Raw genomic sequence first — 21247 nt, 5'->3', positions numbered from 1 at the left:
AGGTCTTTATTTAATTTACAGGGAAATGCCTACCTTACTGGCGAGGTCTTTAGACAGACCTGCCCTAATGTGCCTAACTGTTAACTACAAACTACTAAAAACGCTATCTCTCTTTAAGGTGTCCCCATGTCACAGTTAGTTTCCCTGCTGCGTCCACGGCTTGGAATTGTTTCGTGAGACTCTCCATCACTTCGTCGAGTTCATCTTCGTCGAGTGCTGTGTTGTAGACAGCAACCTCTTCTCTATTTTAGCAGATTCAGTGCGAAGCTGCACATCTTTTTTCTCTTGACATCTTTGATGTCGTTAAGGTAAGATAATGGATATTTCGACAATGGAGGAAAATATTGTGCGAAAATTGTCTGTTTTGGCGGTAGTTTTTTTAATAGCTATCGCAGTGATATTTGCCCCTGTGAGCGATGCGGCAATTGATACCAAAAACATCGTTGGCGTGTGGCTCTTTGATGAGGTCAATAACAAAGATATGTCTCCCGATTCTACTGAGAACGGCAATGATGCTGAATTGCTTAAAGGTGCCGAATTGGTAGATGACGGAAAATTTGATAAGGCATTGAGTCTCTCCGGTGATGACGAGTTTCAGATTGCAATGGTCGAGACGTCAAAGAGTTTGGACAGTTGTGCTGAAGAATATACCGCTACGACGTGGGTGAAACTCAAGAAAAAAGAGAAAGTCGTGTTGGGTGGTTGCTGTAACGACGACCATGCCATCATTAATTTCCAATATAATTGCTTACTGAACATCTTCGGACCCGGACGCGGTGGCGGGCACGGTAAAGTTGAGATCGGCAGTGATCAACTTGCACCGGCATGGGTCGCCGGCCCAACAGTCGTCAATGACGATAAATGGCACCACATCGCTTTCACCTACGATGGAAAGAAGATGATAGCCTATATAGACGGTAAAGTGGATGCACAAGCCAATACGGGTGGTGTTTTTGGATTGACCGGGCAATCACTCCAGATTGGTGGCATGGCGGATCAACGACCCGCATGGGGTCTCATGGATGACGTGGGTGTTTTCAATACCGCGTTAAGTGAAGCCGATGTCAATGACATCATGAACGAGGGGCTTGGTAAACTCTTTGGGTTTACGCCTGTATCACCAGAGGGCCGTTTGACCACGGTATGGGCACGCGTAAAGTCGGAGCATTAGTATCACTGACGAGGTTGAGTGTTATCGGTTGTCGGTAGGAGGGGCGAAATCGGGAATCAAAGTGTTTTGCTTGGGTGTTTCCCTCCTGCTACAACCCAAAACGTAGCCTGCAATAACGGCGTAGGGTTTTTGCTCGGGTGTTTTTTCAGATTTAGGGGATGCGCGTGAAAGTTGGAATGGACGTTGTTCCTCCGCAAGGAAAAATTAAAAGAAGTGCGATCATTGGCTGCGGTGGCAGGGCTTATGGTCATGCGAATGCCTATGAACATGTTTCGAGCGGCGAGTTGGTCGCGTGCGCAAACCGTTCAGATGTCGCCCGACGTGAGAAATTTGCGAAGACTTTCGGTATCACCGGCTATGCAGATGCCGAACAGATGCTCCGCGCAGAGCAGCCTGATTTGGTTCACCTCGTCGCAATGCCCGACCAGTGGCGTGAGTTGATGCCGATGGTATCAGAATTGGGCGTTCCGGCGTGCCTCGTTGAAAAACCGATTGCCTGCGGGGTCGAAGACTGGCGTTTTCTATGCGAGTTAGAGGCGCAGACGGCTACAAAATTTGGAGTTGGTAAACAGTACCGGTGGCATCCCGATTTCACCAATTGCCGAAGGGCGGTGGAGAGCGGTGAATTGGGCGAGATTCGCTTTTTAGATTTTTCGTGTGGGATGAACCTCACCGCCCAAGGCACGCATATCATTGATTGGGCGATGTCCTTAAACAACGATTCGCCCGTTGTCAGGGTCTTTGGCACTGCGAGCGGTGCTGAATCGCTTGATAGCGATTATCCTGCTCCCGATACATCGTCGTGTCAAGTCTTATTTGAAAACGGGGTCTATGGGTTATGGAACACCGGTGCTACTTCTCCACGCGTCATAGACGACGATACGGTCTACAAGCACTGTCGCGTTGCCGCATACTGTGAGAACGGGCACGTCCTCTTTGAGGAATTCAGTGGATGGGAAATCGTCACCCCCCGGTTGACTGAGAACGGCGTGCAAACCCCCGATTCTTGGCGTGCAAAAAACGACCTCGCACAAGCGCGCCTGACGCAGGCGATGTTTGACTGGATTGAAGATGATACCCGTCCGGTCGCAACCAATCTGAAACTCGCGTTGCACCAGTTCAATGCGGTTTTGGGCATATATGCGAGTGCTATTTCTCACCAACCGATTAATATCCCTTTTGACCCACCCTCAGATTTGGATTCACAACTTTGCGGGGTTTTGAAAAATTCCTGACCTCGCACGCCATGCCGAAATTTGACAAATTCATCATTTTGTGCTATACTATTAATGGTTTTGTTTAGAATAAGCAGGGGAATTTTGACGCTATAGGAGTGCCAATTTGTCTACTTCAAATATGGTTTCTTCGGAACCGTCCATCCACATCGCGCCATCTGTGATGTGTGCGGATTTATGCAACTTAGAAACAGATATTCGGGAATTAGAAACCGCTGGCGTTAATCTGCTCCATTTTGACTTGATGGACGCGCATTTTGTCCCGAATATGCCGATCGGACTTGCCCTTATTCAGCAATTACGCCCAAAGACAGACTGTGCTTTTGACATTCACCTCATGGTAGAGAACAACGATTTCTTTGTCGATGCGGTCGCTGAAATTGGTGTTCAGCAGATAGCCGTCCATGTTGAGTCAGCAATGCATCTTGATAGAACATTGTCTCTGATTCAAGCACACGGGATCAAGGCGGGTGCTGCTCTCAACCCAGCAACACCGCTTTCTGCATTGACGTATGTTCTGGAACGGCTCGATTTTGTGCTAATTATGACGGTGAATCCTGGGTTTGCAGGACAGAAGTTAGTACCGGCGACCCTCCGAAAGATCGCGGAATGTCGCGCTTTTTTGAACGAACGCGGTATCGATTTACCTATTGAAGTTGATGGTAATGTGAGTTTTGAGAATATCCCCAAAATGGTATCTGCAGGTGCAGATATCTTGGTTGGCGGGACCAGTAGCGTTTTTCAAAAATCGGGTTCACGGCTTGAGAACGTTCAGCAGGCACAGAAAGCGATTGCACTTGGACTTGCAGAACGGGAAGGCGGGTCGGGCTAATAAACCTCGCCTCCAAAGCATATAGCCCGTAATAAAATGAAGGGGTTTTTGCGAATCAACACTGAATGCGCGTGTTGCCTCGCAGTGAGCGTCAGCGGGGTGTTTCTTCAGATATACGGAGAAAGACTTCCAAGTTCCAATCCACCTGACCGAACCGCAAGGTAAAATTAAAAGTATGGAAGCACTTGTCCTTCATGGAATTGGAGATTTACGATTGGAACAAATTCCAGTGCCGCATCTTGCGGAAGGCGAGGTACGCGTCCGAATTGGGTTCTGTGGGGTCTGTGGTTCTGATATTCCGAGAATCTTTGTCAAAGGCACCTATAGTTTTCCAACAGTTTGTGGGCACGAATTCGCGGGTGTTGTGGATATGTGTGGTCCTGGGGTTGAAGATTTCGCGCCAGGGGATCCAGTTGTCGTCTTTCCGTTGCTCTGGTGTGGGACATGTCCGGCGTGTGAACAGGGAAAATATGTCCAGTGTCATGATTATGACTATCTCGGTTCGCGGAGTGATGGTGCCTTCGCTGAATTTGTCGTTGCACCGAAGGCGAATTTAATACCTGTACTGCAAGGCGTGACACTGGAAGAAGCCTCAATGACAGAACCAGCCGCAGTCGCATTGCACGCCCTCCGTCGTGTTGAAACCTCTCTCGCTGGAAAGGTAGTGGCTATCTTCGGTGCCGGACCGATCGGATTAATGGTCGCACAATGGGCGAGAATAATGGGCGCGGCAGAGGTATTGCTCTTTGATATTGTTGCGGAGAAATTGGAACTGGCGAAGCGACTCGGTTTCGACAAGATCTTCAATAGCGCGACTGAAAAGCCAATTGAGGTCGTGAATGCCCTGACTGATGAAAAGGGGGCACATGTTTGTGTTGAGGCGGCGGGGGTTCCTGCTACCTATCGGAATGCCCTGGGGAGTGTTGGACGCGGCGGGCGTGTCGTTTTGCTCGGGAATCCTGCTGCAGATGTGACGCTGTCGGCCTCTCTTATCTCGCAATTAATGCGGCGTGAGGTGTCTGTCTTCGGAACTTGGAACTCCGATTACAGTGCCGCAGGTAATGACGATGATTGGCGTGCTGTTCTCCAAGCGATTGCCTCTGGTATGCTAACGCTTACGCCGCTAATAACGCACAAAGTTCCACTGGTTGAGAGTACTGACATGTTACATAAGATGCGAAACAAAAGTGAATTTTACGCAAAAGTCTTGATTCATCCATAAGGAAAAATTAAAAAACCGCAACGCTATTTCTCTATAACCAAAACCCGTAGCCTGTAATGAAATGGAAGGGTTTTTGCTTGGGCGTTTCTTCAGATTTAAGAAAGAACTTCATAATTTTAACGCCTGTCATTTAACCGCAAGGAATAATTAAAAAATGAAAGCAGCTGTACTTGAAAGTCTTGATAACTTAAGTGTGCAAGAGGTACCTGAACCCGAAATTGACGATGATGCTGCTTTGATGCGCGTTGAAGCCGTCAGTATCTGTGGCTCTGATGTTCGTATTCTCCATCATGGGAACCCAAGAGTCAAACCCCCCACCATCATTGGACATGAAAATTCCGGTGTCATCGTTAAAACAGGCAAAAATGTGACGCGTGTCAAAGAAGGCGATCGCGTTTCAATCGGTGCTGATGTTCCCTGTGGGCAATGTCATTGGTGCCGAGACGGACTCGGAAACAACTGCGACATCAACTACGCCATTGGCTACCAAATCCCCGGTGCTTTCGCACAATATATGAAACTTCCGCGTCTCGTTTTGGAGGAGGGACCTGTTACACCGTTCGATACGACGCTCGATTTTGATGAAGCCGCGCTTGCTGAACCGCTCGCGTGTGCTATCAACGGACTTGAACTCGTTAACATGTCTCTTGGGAAAACCGTTGTCATCATCGGTCTTGGACCGATTGGATGTATGATGATTGACCTTGCTCGGGTGATGGGTGCGACGAAGGTGATTGGTGTCCAGCGCAGCAAGCTCCGAATGGAAATTGCAAAGTTCTATGAAGCAGATACTTATATCGCCTCTGAAGAGGAAGACGTGATTGAGAGATGCAAGGAAGAAACGGGAGGCGAGGGACCCGATATCGTCGTTACCACGTGCGCGTCTGTTGAAGCGCATGAACAAGCAGTTGAAATGGTAGCCCATCGGGGATACGTCAATCTGTTTGGTGGTTTACCGAAGACCATGCGTCCGATGAGCGTCCTCTCTAACGTTATTCACTATAAGGAATGTTTTGTCACAGGTTCACACGGTTGTGTGCCGCGCCACCATGAGTTGGCAGTTCGGCTTCTTGAAAAGGGGTTCGTCCGTGTGAAACCCCTCATCACACACCATTTTCCGCTTATTGAAATCGACAAGGCGTTTCAGGCAATGGAATCCCGACAGGGGATGAAGATAATGATTCATCCACATCAGGAGGAGAGAAACACGTAATGCACGATTTTTCACAACTTATTCGAGAGATACCTGATTTCCCGAAACCAGATATTCTCTTTAAAGACATCACCCCACTTATAGGAAATGCAAATGCATTTCATAGAGTGCTTGATGAGTTCGCGCTCCGTTATAAATCTGAAAAGATTGATGTTGTTGCTGGAACTGAGGCACGCGGTTTCATTTTCGGTACTGCACTCGCTTATCGGTTTGGGGTCGGTTTTGTCCCTATCCGAAAAAAAGGCAAGTTACCTCATGAGACACACGAAGCGACTTATGATCTTGAATACGGGCAGGATACACTTGAAATTCATCGAGACGCATTTCCAAAGGACAGCAGAGTTCTGATCTGTGATGATCTCTTGGCGACTGGTGGAACGCTTGCTGCATCGATCAATCTCATTGAGAAACTGGAAGGTCATATCGTCGGTATTGCTGTTTTGATCGAGTTGACTTACCTCAACGGTAAGGAAAAGTTTCCGGACCACGATGTTTTTTCGCTTATTAAATATTAGGGTGGACGCGTGCGCCTGTAGCTCAGGGGATAGAGCAGGGGCTTCCTAAGCCTCGTGTCGGGGGTTCGATTCCTCCCAGGCGCGTTTTTAATGATGCGGTCCCGACTTCCCTCCATGCTATTACACGTAGGTTTTTGATGAAGTCGTAACGTCTGGTCGCCTCATTTGTGTGGGAGTGAGGTTCTCTTGCCTCATACACACATTTAACGAAACCGTAGCCCTAACGCAGTGGAGGGGTTTTGCTTGGGTATTTCCCTTAGATCTACGGGAAATAACATCACAATTTCCAATCCACTTCAACGAACCGCAAGGAAAAATTAAAAAATGTACAGATTCAGTATCTGGAAAATAGTTTTAATCCTCGGGGTCTTTCTGTTTTCCGTACTATACCTCATTCCTACCCCGGATAACTTCTACAATCCCTTGTACGGGAACCTACCGCTCTGGATGCAGGAGAAACTCCCACTCTTTGAAGTCACTGAAGACAACGCTTTGAAGGTAAATCTCGCAGATGTTGACTACCCCGAAGGAATCAATTTCCAGGACGCAACCTTTGAACTTCAGGATGTCTTCCGAGTTCACTTAAGGAAACTTGAACTTGAAGAGACGCGTGATTATGAATTTGATACCACTGAAGCACGCGAATTTTATGTGCGGCTTATCTCGGAGGAGGCACGTCAGAACCCGCGCGCAACACTTGACAATTTACACCTATACGGCAGCCTTCCTACGGTCCTTCGGAGACTCATACCCAATAACCGATTGAAGTTAGGATTGGACCTCAAGGGGGGTGTCCACCTCGTTCTTGAGGTGGATTTGGAGACCTCCAAAGCAGAGCTGCTCCGCGAACACACCCTCTCGATTCCGGAACGGCTTCGCACAGATGATATTTTATGCCGAGAGGTTAAACAGATAGAAGGACAAGACACACTGAACGTATTCGTCGGAATCCCATCCAGACTCCGGACAGATGCTGATGAAAAAACAAAATATCTGGAGAAAGCACAACGTCTCCTCAACGAAATCGAATTTTTTGAAGACGCACAGATCGGTGCCGAAACAGAGACGCAAACCACGTATCAGCTAACACTCAGTGAACGAGGTATTCAGAATTATAGTGAGCAGGCGATCGAGCAGGTGCTTATTGTCTTACGAAACCGCGTTGATGCATTCGGTGTTTCAGAACCCTCTATCCGACGAGAGGCGAATCATCCAAGAATCATTGTTGAACTTCCAGGTGCCAAAGACTCCTCGAAGCCGTTACAAATCGTTAAGACCATGGGCAGGCTTGAGTTTAAACTTGTTGAGAAGTCACCGACGGGTGGAAGTTTGTGGAGCGGAACTTCGGATACACCGATACCTGATAGTATCCCGGATGATAGTGAAGTCCGCTATCACTACGAAACCGGCAATTGGTACGTGATTAAAAGCCCTGTTCTCCTGAGTGGTGACCGCATCAACGATGCTGGACCTTCTACAGGCAGAACCAGTTTTGACATCGTCGTTTCGATGAGTTTTGATAGTATCGGCAGACGCAAGTTCGCGCAGGTCACAGGCGACCATATTGGAGAACATTTGGCGATTCTTCTTGACGGTAGGGTGCAATCTGCCCCTGTCATCCAGGATCAGATTATCGGAAACGCCATTATCCAAGGGAATTTCACCTATGAGGAGGCGAGTTACCTTTCCAATATCCTGAAAGCAGGCGCGTTTCCGGTGGGGGTCCAGATCGCCGAGGAACGCACCGTCGGCCCGACGCTTGGGCAGGAGTCCATCAACGACGGGGTCCTTGCTGCACTCATCGGGTTAGGCGGGGTTCTCATTTTCATGATGATTTACTACCGTTTATCTGGAATTGTTGCTATTATTGCGCTGGTCTTTAATATGTTCATCATCCTTGGCGCATTGGCCGGTTTTGGTGCGGCGTTGACACTACCGGGGATTGCCGGACTTGTCCTGACGATCGGTATGTCTGTTGATGCGAATGTGTTAATCTTCGAGCGGATTCGGGAAGAATTGCGGACCGGCAAAACCGTCTGGTCGGCTATCACGAATGGCTATCAACGCGCGTTTATAACGATTTTAGATGCCAATCTTACGACTTTCTTTACCGCACTCGTTCTCTATCATTTCGGGACGGGTCCGATTAAAGGGTTTGCGGTAACGCTTGGTATCGGTATCCTCGCGAGTATGTTCACGGCGATTATTGTCACACGTGAGATATACGGTTTGACGATTGGAAATAGAGACGTTCAAAAACTCAGCATTTAATGGTTTTTTAGCAATCGGGTTTTCGCCCTGTGCTCCGCTTCGCTTACGCGCAGGTTTTCGCTCGTTCTGTAGGTACTTCTTAGAACCGGAGCCGTAGCCTGTAACAATACGCAGAAATACCCAAGCAAAAACACGCAGGCGACTCGAACACGAAGAACGTCAAAGTCTGAATCCACCTCATTACTCCGCAAGGAATAATTAAAAATCCGCAAGGTATAATTAAAATATGGAATTACTTAAAGATACAAACTTCGATTTTATCAGCAAACACCGGGCCGGTTTCGTTTTCTCAGCGATAATCATCTTTATCGGTTTGATGTTCCTCGTGATTCATCAGGGACTCAATTTCGGAATTGATTTCCGCGGCGGCGTTAAGATTCAAGCCAAATTCAACGGGGCGGTCACTCAAGCCGAGTTGCAAGCCAAACTCACTGAAGTCGGCTATGAACGTGCCACAATCCAGATAGATGCCAGCAAAAATGAGGCGTTCGTTTCTATGGGGCATCGTCCTGAATTTCAGCGACAGGGCACAAGTGTCGGAAGAATTCTCACAGATGCCTTACTTGAGGGTGGAGACGGTTGGCAGGCACTCCCCGGCGGTGTCAATATCTCTGAAGTCCTCCCCAGTGTTGGTCGCGACCTTAAATTAGCGGCACTCTGGTCGGTGCTTGGCGCGATTGCTATCTTATTAGTGTATATCTCTTGGCGATTTGAGTTCCGTTTTGCCATCGGCGCAATCGCCGCGCTTGTCCACGATATCCTTATTACCTTGGGTGTCTTTGCCGTTCTTTCAAAAGAAATTAATCTACCAACTGTTGCCGCATTCCTCACGATTATCGGCTATTCGCTCAACGATACAATCGTCGTATTCGACCGCATTCGGGAAAATACACAGTCCTTGCGCGGCACTGACTACGTTTCAGTTTTAAACAGAAGTATCAATCAGTCGCTGAGTCGAACCGTTATCACCTCTTTGACAACGTTGTTTGTTGTTCTGGTTATTTTTGTCATCACTGGTTCTGGCGAGGAAATTAACACGTTCGCCTTGGCACTCATCGTCGGTGTATTGGTAGGTACATACTCTTCAGTATTCATCGCGAGTCCGATCCTGTATCTCTGGAATCGCGGACGACCGCAGCAGGCTTAATGAAAACTATTCACAGATGAAAGTATTGGTCTTAAGTCCTTACACAACAGGGCAAAAATATAAACCCGATAATCTCCTGCGAGGTGAAGATTGCAATTCGCCTGAGCATCTTGCGCGGCGCATCAAAGACCTCTGTGGTTACAACGATGAGGGATGGTATCATGAAGATAGAGACTACAGCGCGCCCGCTGGAGAGATGTTTACGGGACCTTTGAATACGCAATTACGGGCAGGATTAAAACAAATTCGGGAACACGCGCAATACGGTGAGACAACGCTTGATCTGTATTTTCCGTGGTATTTCTGCCGCGTTGATGGCAAAGAAAGTCCGGTTAACGAGGAAGATATTATCGTGCCTTTTGATACGGCGCCACTTCATGAGCTTGAGGTTTTAGAATTTGGCGAAAGGGGTATCCCTGAACGGACGGTAGATTTAATCGAGCGTTACGATCTCGTTTTTTCACTATTGAGACCCGATGACATTCTATCCCTACAACGCGTTTTTGAAGTAGAGCGGGCGACAACGCTGATTTTCTTGCTTGCGCGAAGTCACAAACGCTTTGTTAATGAGGACTTACCAGATCTCCATGTTGTTGAGACTGGAAGTGCTTTGCAGAAGAGCCTCCGCACCACAAATTGGGCACTGAAAGGGGTCGTCCTGAGACGGTTGTGTGAAGCCGCCTGTCGTAATGGGTTCGATGTGTTTGAAAAGGTCAAACAGGACCCTCAGCAGTTAATTGAAATTGCACATAATCAGCAGTCTTAACTCGATTTATGCGCATATTGGTTGTTACCTCCTGCACAGGTCGACAAAAACATAAGCCTCCGAACCAACTCAACTATGAAGATTTTGATTCATTAGAACGTCTTCACCGGCGAATGTTGTAGAAGGGACACCAAAAAAAATGAATCTCCCGGCACCTGTTACCAACGATAATTCAAGACGCATTATCGGCGAGTCCGCACCGATGCAGATGGTTTTGCGTCAAGTCGCGCAGGTCGCGCCGACGAAAGCAACTGTTCTGATCACAGGCGAAACAGGTGTTGGCAAAGATGTCATCGCACAGGCGATCCACGCAAGTGGTCCCCGTAAAACCCGACCCTTCAAAGCCGTCAACTGCGGCGCGTTTTACCAAGACCTCCTCCAAAGTGAACTCTTCGGTCATGAGCGAGGCGCTTTTACGGGGGCAACGAGCCAGCGACGGGGTGTGTTTGAACAAGCGGACGGTGGTACGCTGTTTTTGGATGAAGTAGGCGAGATGTCGCCTGAAGTGCAGGTGAAATTCCTACGGATCCTTGAGACACAAGAATTCACAAGGCTCGGTGGCGAGAAAAATATTAAAGTCGATGTCCGAATTATCGCTGCCACGAATATTGACCTTGCGACATCGGTGAGGCAAAAGAAATTTAGGCAAGACCTCTACTACCGATTGAACCTCTTTCGTATCCAGATTCCACCCTTGCGCGATCGGCGCGAGGATATCCCGCTTTTCGTCTCCGCTTTCATATCTGAATTAAGCACAGAACACAGTAAACCCATTACCGGCATAACCCAAGAAGCACTCAATTATCTCCGAAATGCTGACTGGCACGGCAACGTTCGTGAACTTAGGAATGCCGTAGAAACCGCTATTATTCTCTCCACCACTGAAGAACTGCAACTTAAAGATTTTCCCTTGGATTCGGAATCTGAGCAGGGTGCTTTACTTCCCGTGCAAGCCTCTGGGACGCAACTCGTACCTACGCAGGTGATTGACGCTCCCAATGAAGAAACTGAACTTCTCAATGTGCCGGGGAGTTCCTTACAGGTTGTTGATACTTCCAGTAGTGCAATCGCAGCAGAAAACTTAGCGATTTACAAGACGATCTTGGGGCTAATTCTCTCTGCGATCCGTCTTCTTGAGCCAACCGCTACCGCGAGCGATAAGATGCCGTTTCTGATTCCAGATGAAGATACCAGTTGGATGCAAATTAGCGAAACAGACGACGCGGCGGACGTTCTCAAAAAAGCGTTGGAAATCCTGTCAACGATAGCCAAAGTGCTTGAGAATCGGGCACAGAACGGAATCTTGGCGACGCTTGCAAGCCAACCTTCAAAAGTACCGCTTGTTTCACCAGACAGTTCACACGGGCAGAGCGAGTATCTACCTGTGCTGGACGATGAGGAGATCATCGGCAGGGTCGGTATGACAATGGCAGAAATTGAACGGGCGGCTATCCAAAAGACCCTCACAGAAGTCGGGGGCAATAAAACGGAAGCGGCGAAGATTCTTGACATCGGGGTCCGAACACTCCACCGGAAGCTCGACACTTACAGACAAGAAACTAGCGACTCGAAGGATGACCTCAGTCAGACGTAGCACTTGCCCTCCTACGAACCTACTCTAAAATCCAAATCTGCCACGAAATAAGCGATCCTATTTCACACAAATAGATCCCGAACGCGACACTGAAACCCTTCAATCACATCGCCCCCCTCAAGCATGTCATCTCCACGCAAAACGGTCATATTCTTAGGAGATCGGTACACTTCTACGGTTTCTCGACGTGGATTCACAACCCACACCATTGCACACCCGGCATTTAACCATTCATCCACCTTTTCTGCGACTTCAGTGTAGGTATCGCCTGGAGAGATGACTTCAACCGCAAGATCGGGGGCACCTTCCCAGTATCCCTTTGAAATACCCCGTTCATCAATTGTGGCTTGACGCACAAACGCTGCATCTGGTGCACGCACAGTATCTGGATTTTGGGCGATCTTAAATCCTGTTTCGGCACCACAAACATAGCCTAATTTATGTCGTTCAACGTGAGCATCGAGATGTCTTCCAATTTTAGCCGATCGGATCCCGTGTTCAAACCCGGCTGGTGGCATTCTACGCATTACTCCTTTCACCAATTCATACCGATATCCATCATCCGACTGTTTCCACAGGTCTTCGGCTGTTAAGAGAGTGTGTTGAGCGGATAGCAATTTTGGTTTTGGTTGATTCCGTTGTGTTTCTGCCATTTTGCCTTCCTTGTTTTGCTTGTATGAAAGCAACATGGTTGATATTGCTTGATGTTTATATCAAATTAATTTTAATCCATTTGATCTTTTTTAACAAGGGGAAAATTCACTCCTATCTGCCTTTCAGTTTTGTGCGCTGTAAAAAATCGCATTGAAAAGCAGTTTAAAGGTCCCCTGAGATTGTCCTCGGTGTTGGGGTTTGAAACCGAAAAGAATCACGTGCCCATCGCCCAAAGGGACTTCCAGAAGTGCTGCTTTCTGACGAATCCGTTTCTCGCCTTCGAGCCAACCGCTCATTAAAGGATTGAACTCAGGATATGTCGCTACAACGTTTCCGCCACCGCGTCCTGCTTCAAAGACCGGTCCCGATTTAAAGAAGATAGCCATCTCTGCGTCCATCCCATGTCCAATAGGATGCTTCGTGTCTATGCGAACCCGTAGCAATGAGCCGGGACAGAAAAACGCATTTTCTTTCGGTTGATTCTCTTTCTCGACCACGTTCACAATGCCTTTCTCACCAAGCCCGAAGTATTTTAAAGGGAGTTCTGACGCACGATTCAAGCAGATAAGCGTGCCGCCATCCTCCACGAACGCTCGTAAATTCGCCAATCCTTCCGTGCCGATTCCACCGACATACTCCGGCGGCAGTTTCCCTGTTGAATGCCCGTTAAGGATACCGGAAGCACCGAAATCCGGCAAAATGATAGCATCATAGCGCGCCGCCAAATCCCCGGCCCGCATTTCCGCATTCGTAAGGTTGCTGTAATCGAACTCGTGTGTGTCCAAAACCCAGCGCGTCCAACCTTCATCCATGTTTGCTGTCCACGGTTTATACAAACCGAGGCGCGGGGCGTTTACTCTTAAGAATTTTTGGCTGACCGTGTTTTCGTCGATAGACGCATCGGCGTGGATATGGATACCGAATTCCGATGCGAGGGCTCGTATCTCCTCGATCTCTTGTAGTGGCGGTTTTGCCGTTCTAATCAGGATAGATCCGCGTGGAAATGTTTTACCAGCGAGTTCTATGTCCCGTTGTGCTGAATAGAGTGTGTATCTCGGACTGCTATCTGCCAGTCTCGCTTTAAACAGACGATTGAGAACAATCCCTTCAATGTTCGTTCGATTCTCAAATAGATAACCGGTCGGTTCAGAGGCACCCTCTAACGTGCCTTCCACTTGTGATAGTGTTGAAAGTTTCGTTAAATCTGCCTCAAAGGGATGCACCACAGCGATTGTTCTCACTCCCATCTGTAAGGGCAGTGTCCAACCCGCTATATCGTAAGGACGTTCGGGCGGTGATTCTGGCGAAAGACGGCGTTCCGGATAGCGTTGCACCTCGAGTAGATCCTTCGCGTGTGCTCGAAACGGTTGGGACATTGAAACAACATAGGTGTCGGTGGGATATTCTACGCCGTCAGCGATAAACGGCGCGTTTGCTTGATGAATCTCCACCCCGCCGCGTCGTAAAATATCCAACATTTTGAGCGTTGTGTGGATGTCGCGTTGTTGGGCTGGGATCAGGAACGCACGTGGCGGTTCATCTTTCCCTTTTGCTATGGCGTTGAGTCCCATCTTGTAAAAGTTTGTTTTCAGCGTTACCCGATGCTCCGCGGCGAAGGAGAGAATTGACAATGCCGCGGCTTTCTCATATTCTACGATGTTTCGCAGTCGCCACCAACCTCCGGGCCACGGTTCAGGAAAGTTTGTGCGGAGTGTATATTTATCAAGCCCGCGTCGGTAGCCTTTTAAAGTGTGATGGGGTTGGAAAATTGGGGTCGCTATCTCCACGCGCGCCGCTTCCGTCAAAATACCTACCATGTTGTGGCGATACGGCACCGTCCGAAACCCGCCGTGCCACCATGTGTCGTAAACAGCACTCGAAAGTACACCCGTAAACCCGTCGCTCGTCAAATCGAAAGCGAGTTGGGCACCGATAAGCGAAAGCGTCCGTTGTAACAGTGGTGGAATGTTCGGGTTGACCGGCTCAAAATACGGTGGTATCACGAACCGCGGTCCGCGATAACTCATCTCATGCACATCGTAGACAACCTCTGGGAACCACTCCTCATAAAGCACCTGCGTCAATATCTGCGTCTCTATCTGTGTCAACATAAACCAATCGCGATTGTTATCGTGCCCCGTATATTTGTGATACAACCACGGGATTTCCGATCCTTCATAAGGGGTGCCGACGGTGTGATTATACCAATCCACTACGATGTTCAAACCGTCCGGATTCGCCGAGGGGATGAGCAGAATTATCACATTCTCAAGAATCTCTTTGATTTGTGGTGCCTCGGTGGTTGCGAATTGGTGCGCCAGTTCCATCGACATCTGTGAAGAGGCGATCTCTGTGGAATGCAAATTACAATTAATCAGCACCACCGCTTTACCTTCTGCCGCAAGCGCGGCCAATTCTGCCGCGCTGTCTTCATTTATGGGGACACTGGGCAGCGCGAGCCGCCTTTGAATTTGCTGATGGTGTGCCAAATTCTCTAAGTTCTCTGGTGCGGAAATCAACAGCATCAGAAGATCGTTGTTCTCTGTCGTTTTTCCGAGTTTTTCCAACAGGACCCGATCTGAATTCGCTGCCACATGTCGCATATAATCGGAAACTGTTTGCCATCCTGCGACCTGATAATCGGAACCGACTTGGAATCCGAGTGCCTCTTCAGGCGACATCAGTTGCGCATGGACGGGTTTCTGTAGCAGCGCAACGCATATTATTATTACCAATACACTGTGTATGCGCCACAGAGGTATGGTATCAGTTTTCTGGGAATCCATTGTGGGCGGGGCTTGTAACCCCGATTCTTGATAAAACGGAGGTAAGAAATTGGCGGAAAAGAATCCAGAGTTTTTCATGAGCGGTTCCCTTTTTATAGACATGTGCGGGTTCGTTTGCTTTTCTTCTAAACACGCTATCCTCAACGGATTGAGTCGTTTAAGTATAATCAAAGCCTATGAAGATGTCAAGTTATTAGGCGGATTCCACTCTCCAGTGGTGGAGATTTCCTACTCAAGATTTCTTCCCTATGAGAGCGAATTGTGTTTACAATGCTTTCTAACCGTTGGTGAGAACTGACTGCTGACCAGTTCTCATCCTCCGAATCCTTGAATCCTGATTTGGACAATTGATCGCTGATAACTGTTAACCGGAGACCATATATGCACTTGACTTTTTTCTAATTTTGTGATATTGTTATAGGTGAAATATTATTAGGGTCGCAACGCGCCGTAGCGCATGTTAGATTAGGCACTCATGCTAAAAAGAACGCCCTCTTATCTACTACAAAAGTCGGGAGGAGAAGAGAAAACAATGAAAAGGGTTGTGATCATTCCACTGGTTATCCTATTGTTTGCAGGGGTCGGTTGTGATACAAAGCAGAAAGGTCCGAGCAATCTATCCGTAGGTAGAAGTAAATTGATTGACAGCGGTAACGCCTTGGAAGCCGTTGAGCATCTCGAAAAAGCAGAACAGGAAGAAGTTAATAAACTGGAACCACGCGCTTTACTCGTTATTGCCTACTCTCATGGGCTTTCCACGCGCAGTGCGAGCAGCCACGGCGTTGAAGCCAAGTTCAAAAATCAACGGAAACAGCGGATACAAGAACTCACAGAGGCTGAAATAAAGCAAATCTTACAAATTCTCAGCAAACCGTCGCGGGTCCAGAAAGATGGCTTACAGGCACTTGTGGACAAGGGATCTGAAGCGTCGGTAATCATTCTCGATAGCCTCATCAAAGGAAGATATCCGTCACTTCATACAAATTTTGCAGAGATGCTGATTCAGATGGGGCCTGATGGCCTTGATTTGGTTTTAGCAAAACTTGCTGATGAAACGACGCCACCTACGATCAAGGTTAAACTCGTTCAGGTCCTTGCTGGGATCGGAGACGCGAAAGCTATAGACGCATTAAAAACGGCTCAAAGTGGAGCGAGTGACGCTGATTTGGCGATGGAAATTAATACGACGCTCTATCAGTTGGGTGAGGAATCCTATAAAGCGGACATCATCTCTGGCTTAAATCATGATGATGTTGCTGTCCGACGCGCCGCTGCAAAAGCTATGGTAAATATCAGCGATGTATCACCGAAAACACTCATTGCTGGGTTAAAAGATACCGACTCTGAAGTCGTTGCATCGCTTGTGAAAGCACTCGCAGTGCATCGCGATGCGGATGCTGTCGATGAACTCGTAAATATTCTTACCGGTGAGTTGAGCAAAGATCCGAAGCAGGCGGCGATTAATACGCTCGACATTTATGGACAAAATAAACTCGCGAGAGGCTTGGCAAAGCGTATTACAATGCTGCTTATTGGCGGCACCGTTAGCGACCCAGACAATCGGCTTCATCTTGTCCAGTTATTGAGGAGAGAGCCGTTTCGTAAGCAGATTGAGTTAACGGAATTGTATGACAATCTTGAGTTCAAACTCTATGAATATCACAAGGCGAAGGAACAGAGCGAACTCGTTAGGACATCCCTTAAACAACTCCTTGATGCACTTCGGTAGGCTTGCAATTGGGCTCTTGTCTGTTTTTGTTGTTTGTACTTAAATTGTTGACATAAAAATGTATTTATTTTAGAATATTCTTTACGTCAGTACTTGCCCAGATGTGTAATCCCTATTTGGCAGGTGTCAAATGCGTCGCGATATGCAGAGCCTACGGTTTTTCCTGCCAAGTTATATTGTCCCGCAAGCCTCTATAGGTTTGCGCCAGAAAGTGTTGGATCGACACGTTTTTGCTTGCAAGTTGCCCATTCTCTTTATGGAGCAAGCAAGCGACACGAAGGGGTAAGTCTAATTGAGATTCCAGGAGGAAAAGAAAAAGGGAACATGAAAAAACTTTTGCTGATATTACTACTTATAGGAGTCGTGAGTTTCGGCTGTCAGCAGGAACAGGTCATCACGCAACTTGAGGTCGGAAGAAGTAAGCTGTTAAATGCAGGGCTCTCGCTGGAGGCAGCCCAACACCTTGAACGTGCTGAACAGGAAGAGGATAACAAAGTTGAACCTCGTGCACTCTTGGTTCTTGCTTATAGCAACGCTATTTCAACGGGCGCGGCAAGAACACATAATGTGGAAGCCAGATACAAAACTGAACGTGAGCGTCGTGTCGGTGAATTGGGCGAATTTGAGATGAAGAAAATCCTGCAGATCCTCGGCGAACGTCATAGGGTACAGAAGGATGCTATGCAGGTACTCGTTGATAAAGGTGCACCAGCTGTGCCTTTCCTTTTGGAGGATCTCGTTAAAAATCGCTATAGCAATGTCCATGGTGACTTCGTTCAAATCTTACAGGAAATCGGCAGCCCCGCTATTAACGACCTCCTGAAGGCTGCTGGCGACAACAACACGCCATCTGATGTGAAGATTCAGCTCGTCCGTATTGTAGGCAGTATAGGCGACACGTCCGCTGCCGCTGGGTTAGAGGCACTCCACAACGCGACCCCTGATGAAGGGGTGAAGATGGAAATTAACACCGCACTCTATCTCCTCGGAAACATGGGTGCCGAAGCAAAAATCGTTGAGGGCTTAAACGATAGTAACCCTGTCGTACGGCGAGCCGCCGCAAAGTCTATGATGTTCCTCGAAGAACACCCGACTGACAAGCTGATTGCTGCGCTTGACGATTCCGATGACACCGTGCGTTTGGACATTGCTAAAGCATTGCAGAAATATCCTGACGCAGGTGCTGTTGACGGTCTCGTCGCAATCCTCACAGACGGCTCAAGCCTCAACACGAAGCAAGCCGCTATTGATACGTTGAACCATTACGCTGAAAATGGACTTGCTGATGGATTAGCTGGACGTTTAATTGTGTTATTAGCCAATCCTGAGGTCGTTGATCATGAAGACAGACTTCGTATCGTTCAACTGCTTAAGAAGCCTGCTTTGGTAAAGCAGATTCAGGAGGCTGATCAATACGATAATCTGCCCCATAAACTTGACGTTCACTTCAGGGAGACCGAGACCAACGATATGGTGAAAGACGCGCTCAATGAACTGCTTCTTGCACTTGAGTAGGTACTTTTAATTATTCGCAAGGCGTTAAATAAGGGGCCTTTGTTTGTTGCGTGTTTTCTCTGCTATTCGCCTGCGTGTTTCTGCGTATTGTTGCAGGCTGCTGTCTTAAGATAACTTTCGAAACAGTAGCTCGTAATGAAATGGAGAGCGGATTTGAGGAAGGAACGTTAATGTGCTAACTCACGTCGTTTAACCGCAAGGAATAATTAAAAAACCGCAAGGAATAATTAAAGTATGCCAAATTATCCGACGGGTATCAAGATTACCAAAGTTGAACAGGTTACGGTCGAAATCGATCAACCTGCGATTGGTTGTAACTCCCGCGCAACGGAGATTCAGCAACCTGACCCGGATGGGAAATGGAACGAACGTATTATTCGCATCCATACCAACGATGGCACACTCGGTTGGGGAACTGGCAGTTGGGGAACAACAACCGCTGAAAATGCGGAAGGTGTTCTCAATCAAAACCCGTTTGACCTCTTAAACCCTGAAGACGGGGTTGTTGAGGAATTTCGCGGGCTTGAAAATGCCCTCTGGGATACAATCGGCAAAATTCTTGAGAAACCAGCCTATCAGCTCATTGGTGGCGATGTTTTTTCAAACGGATTGCCCGCATACGATAGCACCATCTATTTCAACGATCTCCTGTATGAGACAAAAGCCGAAGGGCTTCAACGAATCGAGAATGATGTTAAAAGCAGTCTCGCCAACGGGTTTACCGCATGCAAAATGAAAATCGGACGCGGTAGTTATCTCATGGAACGCAAGGCGGGACTGCAACGAGACATAGAACTCGTTCAACTTGCCCGTAGCACAGCAGGCGACGGTTTCAATATTCTCGTCGATGCAAACAACGGCTACACCTACGATGAAGTCATCACTTTTCTGAACGAGACAAGTAATTGTGATGTCTTTTGGATAGAAGAGATGTTTGAGGAAGAAGTTGAATTGTACCGAAACCTCAAAGCCTTCATCCAAGAAAAGGGATTGAAAACCTTCATCGCCGATGGCGAAACCCGAACGCGGGACCCCCTTGAATTCTATGATCCGTTCTTTGAAGCGGGTGTTATTGATGTCATTCAGCACGATATGAAAGGACTCGGTGTTACTGGCTGGCGGCGACTTGCTGATATGGCTGCCGCACACGGTGTCCGGTGCGCACCCCATAACTGGGGTTCTCTGCTCGGTTTCTACCTCAGTCTCCAATTCGGCAAAACGATTCCCCATTTCCTCTACGGCGAAGTCGCAACCCTCACGAGCGATGTAATTGATACCTCTAACTATGCCTTCACCGGTGGAACGTTCACCGTCCCAGATACCCCCGGACTTGGGTTGGAGCTCAATGAAGATGTGTACGATGATCGCTACGCCGGAAAAGAGGATTGGCAGATCGGTTGATTCTTTATCCTATCCTAATCATAATAAGTATAGACTCTCATGGACTTTCAAACCAGACCCTTATCAGAAAACTTCGGTTCTGAAGTCCTGAGCGTAGACCTAACGCAGATCGATGAGGATATGGCGGAAGCCATCTTATTGGCTGTCCAGAAGCATGCACTTCTTCTCTTTCGCCGACAGTCCCTTCACGACGATGACATCTACCGACTCAGCAGTGCACTGGGACCTGTTGAAGAACCTCCCGCCGCCAAAGACAACCACAGTCCGGGTTTCAAGTCTGTTATCTACCTCGCTAACATCAATTATCCGACTCTCAGTAGGCGAGGTTTTCTACCTCTGCCGAAAGTTTGAATGCCTCTGGTAGAATATCGATTTCCCTGACAAAGGGGCTTTTATGTGGTATAATTAAGTAAAATTGGTATCGTGCTTTGCACCAAATTTCTGAAAAAAGGAGAAATGTATTCATGTATATCAAAAAATTGGCGTGTTTAATTTTCTCGTGTTTTATCTTGGCATCTTTTTATCTGCCTAAAGCTCAAGCACAGGATATAGAAGTCGTTGACCTCGAATCGAGGAGCGTTGTCGGTGATTACGTTGTGGGTGAGGAAGGTCTTGAGATAGGTAGCGTCTATCTCATTGATAGGGATTATTTCGTCAAGGATATGTCAAAAGAGCTCGAAGGCGCGACGTTTATCATGACGGCAATGGACGATGAAGGCTCTAAGGGTGCTGATTTCATCACATTTACAGTTGACGTTTCTGTGGTTGTTTGGCTGGCTGCTGATCAAAGATGGGGGAGTCCGCCGAAATGGGCTTCAGACGGTGAAGGATGGGAAGAGCAACCTGATTATTTAGTCCAAACCAATGAAGAGGATACCGATATTTTCGTCCTTCGGAACAAGGAGTTTTCCGCAGGCGACATATCTCTCGGTGGGAACAACGATGCCCCTGCGAACTTGGCTCCTATGTACTGGGTATTCCTAACGCCTGGTACCGAAGCGGCTGCTGTGGACGCAACGGACAAGCTCACAACGACATGGGGTAAATTAAAGAGCAATCGGTAGAGAAAATGAGAAAGATTCTCGTCGCAATGAGCGGTGGCGTAGACAGTTCCGTCACTGCTGCTATGATGGTAGACGCTGGCTATGATGTCACGGGCATCACCATGCGCCTCGGCGCGCCCGATACAATCGAGG

Annotated in this window: 18 protein-coding genes and 1 tRNA gene; 17 read left to right on the top strand and 2 right to left on the bottom strand. The window is 47.9% G+C overall.

The features are described from left to right. Nucleotides 1-316 precede the first annotated feature (316 nt). From J4G07_08795 to J4G07_08745, 11 genes are all read left to right on the top strand, one after another. Nucleotides 317-1171: a LamG domain-containing protein gene (locus tag J4G07_08795; GenBank protein MCE2414087.1), complete on the top strand. Its 855-nt coding sequence runs from the start codon at nucleotides 317-319 to the stop codon at nucleotides 1169-1171. A gap of 164 nt (nucleotides 1172-1335) precedes the next feature. Next, entirely contained in the window at nucleotides 1336-2406 is a 1071-nt protein-coding gene (locus J4G07_08790; GenBank protein MCE2414086.1) for a Gfo/Idh/MocA family oxidoreductase, read from the top strand. 121 nt (nucleotides 2407-2527) lie between these two features. Further along, nucleotides 2528-3238, top strand: a complete 711-nt coding sequence (gene rpe, locus J4G07_08785) for a ribulose-phosphate 3-epimerase (protein MCE2414085.1) — start codon at nucleotides 2528-2530, stop codon at nucleotides 3236-3238. A gap of 175 nt (nucleotides 3239-3413) precedes the next feature. After that, nucleotides 3414-4460 (top strand): galactitol-1-phosphate 5-dehydrogenase, encoded by a 1047-nt coding sequence (locus tag J4G07_08780; protein ID MCE2414084.1) that lies wholly within the window; start codon nucleotides 3414-3416, stop codon nucleotides 4458-4460. Between the two features lie 154 nt (nucleotides 4461-4614). Continuing rightward, complete coding sequence (locus J4G07_08775; GenBank protein MCE2414083.1) at nucleotides 4615-5673, top strand: alcohol dehydrogenase catalytic domain-containing protein; 1059 nt, start codon at nucleotides 4615-4617, stop codon at nucleotides 5671-5673. Then, entirely contained in the window at nucleotides 5673-6188 is a 516-nt protein-coding gene (locus J4G07_08770; protein ID MCE2414082.1) for an adenine phosphoribosyltransferase, read from the top strand. The genes J4G07_08775 and J4G07_08770 overlap by 1 nt, the downstream gene beginning before the upstream one ends. Before the next feature lie 11 nt (nucleotides 6189-6199). Next, nucleotides 6200-6272 (top strand) — tRNA-Arg (locus J4G07_08765). A gap of 240 nt (nucleotides 6273-6512) precedes the next feature. Then, nucleotides 6513-8459 (top strand): protein translocase subunit SecD, encoded by a 1947-nt coding sequence (secD, locus tag J4G07_08760; protein ID MCE2414081.1) that lies wholly within the window; start codon nucleotides 6513-6515, stop codon nucleotides 8457-8459. A 226-nt stretch (nucleotides 8460-8685) separates the two neighbouring features. Then, the gene (gene secF, locus J4G07_08755; GenBank protein MCE2414080.1) at nucleotides 8686-9606 is read left to right on the top strand and encodes a protein translocase subunit SecF; all 921 of its coding nucleotides are present in this window, start codon (nucleotides 8686-8688) and stop codon (nucleotides 9604-9606) included. Between the two features lie 16 nt (nucleotides 9607-9622). Continuing rightward, nucleotides 9623-10372, top strand: a complete 750-nt coding sequence (locus J4G07_08750) for a hypothetical protein (protein MCE2414079.1) — start codon at nucleotides 9623-9625, stop codon at nucleotides 10370-10372. 139 nt (nucleotides 10373-10511) lie between these two features. After that, a complete protein-coding gene (locus J4G07_08745) occupies nucleotides 10512-11966 on the top strand; it encodes a sigma 54-interacting transcriptional regulator (protein ID MCE2414078.1) in 1455 nt (484 codons plus the stop codon). Between the two features lie 62 nt (nucleotides 11967-12028). On the opposite strand, the gene J4G07_08740 is transcribed toward J4G07_08745, so the two are convergent. Both J4G07_08740 and J4G07_08735 read right to left on the bottom strand, forming a co-directional pair. Next, a complete protein-coding gene (locus J4G07_08740) occupies nucleotides 12029-12619 on the bottom strand; it encodes a Uma2 family endonuclease (GenBank protein ID MCE2414077.1) in 591 nt (196 codons plus the stop codon). 123 nt (nucleotides 12620-12742) lie between these two features. Then, nucleotides 12743-15484 carry a peptidase M14 gene (locus J4G07_08735; protein ID MCE2414076.1) on the bottom strand — a complete coding sequence of 914 codons (2742 nt, stop codon included), beginning with the start codon at nucleotides 15482-15484 and terminating at the stop codon, nucleotides 12743-12745. Between the two features lie 454 nt (nucleotides 15485-15938). On the opposite strand from J4G07_08735, the gene J4G07_08730 reads away from it, so the two are divergent. The 6 genes from J4G07_08730 to J4G07_08705 form a co-directional block, all read left to right on the top strand. Then, the gene (locus J4G07_08730; protein MCE2414075.1) at nucleotides 15939-17135 is read left to right on the top strand and encodes a hypothetical protein; all 1197 of its coding nucleotides are present in this window, start codon (nucleotides 15939-15941) and stop codon (nucleotides 17133-17135) included. A gap of 324 nt (nucleotides 17136-17459) precedes the next feature. Further along, nucleotides 17460-18650: a HEAT repeat domain-containing protein gene (locus J4G07_08725; GenBank protein ID MCE2414074.1), complete on the top strand. Its 1191-nt coding sequence runs from the start codon at nucleotides 17460-17462 to the stop codon at nucleotides 18648-18650. A 234-nt stretch (nucleotides 18651-18884) separates the two neighbouring features. Beyond that, nucleotides 18885-20051, top strand: a complete 1167-nt coding sequence (locus J4G07_08720) for a mandelate racemase/muconate lactonizing enzyme family protein (protein ID MCE2414073.1) — start codon at nucleotides 18885-18887, stop codon at nucleotides 20049-20051. Between the two features lie 39 nt (nucleotides 20052-20090). Then, nucleotides 20091-20402, top strand: a complete 312-nt coding sequence (locus J4G07_08715) for a TauD/TfdA family dioxygenase (protein ID MCE2414072.1) — start codon at nucleotides 20091-20093, stop codon at nucleotides 20400-20402. A 113-nt stretch (nucleotides 20403-20515) separates the two neighbouring features. Further along, complete coding sequence (locus tag J4G07_08710; protein ID MCE2414071.1) at nucleotides 20516-21115, top strand: hypothetical protein; 600 nt, start codon at nucleotides 20516-20518, stop codon at nucleotides 21113-21115. 5 nt (nucleotides 21116-21120) lie between these two features. Then, a partial coding sequence (locus J4G07_08705) for a 7-cyano-7-deazaguanine synthase (GenBank protein ID MCE2414070.1) occupies nucleotides 21121-21247 on the top strand: 127 nt, incomplete at its 3' end.

It is taken from the genome of Candidatus Poribacteria bacterium, assembly GCA_021295715.1.
Classification (GTDB): domain Bacteria; phylum Poribacteria; class WGA-4E; order WGA-4E; family WGA-3G; genus WGA-3G.
This window is presented reverse-complemented; position numbering and strand designations above follow the sequence as displayed.

What these genes read in the sequence shown, in the direction of transcription:
- J4G07_08795 (MCE2414087.1), top strand. Translation starts at nt 317, where the DNA reads ATGGATATTTCGACAATGGAGGAAAATATTGTGCGAAAATTGTCTGTT.
- rpe (MCE2414085.1), top strand. Translation starts at nt 2,528, where the DNA reads ATGGTTTCTTCGGAACCGTCCATCCACATCGCGCCATCTGTGATGTGT.
- J4G07_08780 (MCE2414084.1), top strand. Translation starts at nt 3,414, where the DNA reads ATGGAAGCACTTGTCCTTCATGGAATTGGAGATTTACGATTGGAACAA.
- J4G07_08775 (MCE2414083.1), top strand. Translation starts at nt 4,615, where the DNA reads ATGAAAGCAGCTGTACTTGAAAGTCTTGATAACTTAAGTGTGCAAGAG.
- J4G07_08770 (MCE2414082.1), top strand. Translation starts at nt 5,673, where the DNA reads ATGCACGATTTTTCACAACTTATTCGAGAGATACCTGATTTCCCGAAA.
- secD (MCE2414081.1), top strand. Translation starts at nt 6,513, where the DNA reads ATGTACAGATTCAGTATCTGGAAAATAGTTTTAATCCTCGGGGTCTTT.
- secF (MCE2414080.1), top strand. Translation starts at nt 8,686, where the DNA reads ATGGAATTACTTAAAGATACAAACTTCGATTTTATCAGCAAACACCGG.
- J4G07_08750 (MCE2414079.1), top strand. Translation starts at nt 9,623, where the DNA reads ATGAAAGTATTGGTCTTAAGTCCTTACACAACAGGGCAAAAATATAAA.
- J4G07_08745 (MCE2414078.1), top strand. Translation starts at nt 10,512, where the DNA reads ATGAATCTCCCGGCACCTGTTACCAACGATAATTCAAGACGCATTATC.
- J4G07_08740 (MCE2414077.1), bottom strand. Translation starts at nt 12,619, where the DNA reads ATGGCAGAAACACAACGGAATCAACCAAAACCAAAATTGCTATCCGCT.
- J4G07_08735 (MCE2414076.1), bottom strand. Translation starts at nt 15,484, where the DNA reads ATGAAAAACTCTGGATTCTTTTCCGCCAATTTCTTACCTCCGTTTTAT.
- J4G07_08730 (MCE2414075.1), top strand. Translation starts at nt 15,939, where the DNA reads ATGAAAAGGGTTGTGATCATTCCACTGGTTATCCTATTGTTTGCAGGG.
- J4G07_08725 (MCE2414074.1), top strand. Translation starts at nt 17,460, where the DNA reads ATGAAAAAACTTTTGCTGATATTACTACTTATAGGAGTCGTGAGTTTC.
- J4G07_08720 (MCE2414073.1), top strand. Translation starts at nt 18,885, where the DNA reads ATGCCAAATTATCCGACGGGTATCAAGATTACCAAAGTTGAACAGGTT.
- J4G07_08715 (MCE2414072.1), top strand. Translation starts at nt 20,091, where the DNA reads ATGGACTTTCAAACCAGACCCTTATCAGAAAACTTCGGTTCTGAAGTC.
- J4G07_08710 (MCE2414071.1), top strand. Translation starts at nt 20,516, where the DNA reads ATGTATATCAAAAAATTGGCGTGTTTAATTTTCTCGTGTTTTATCTTG.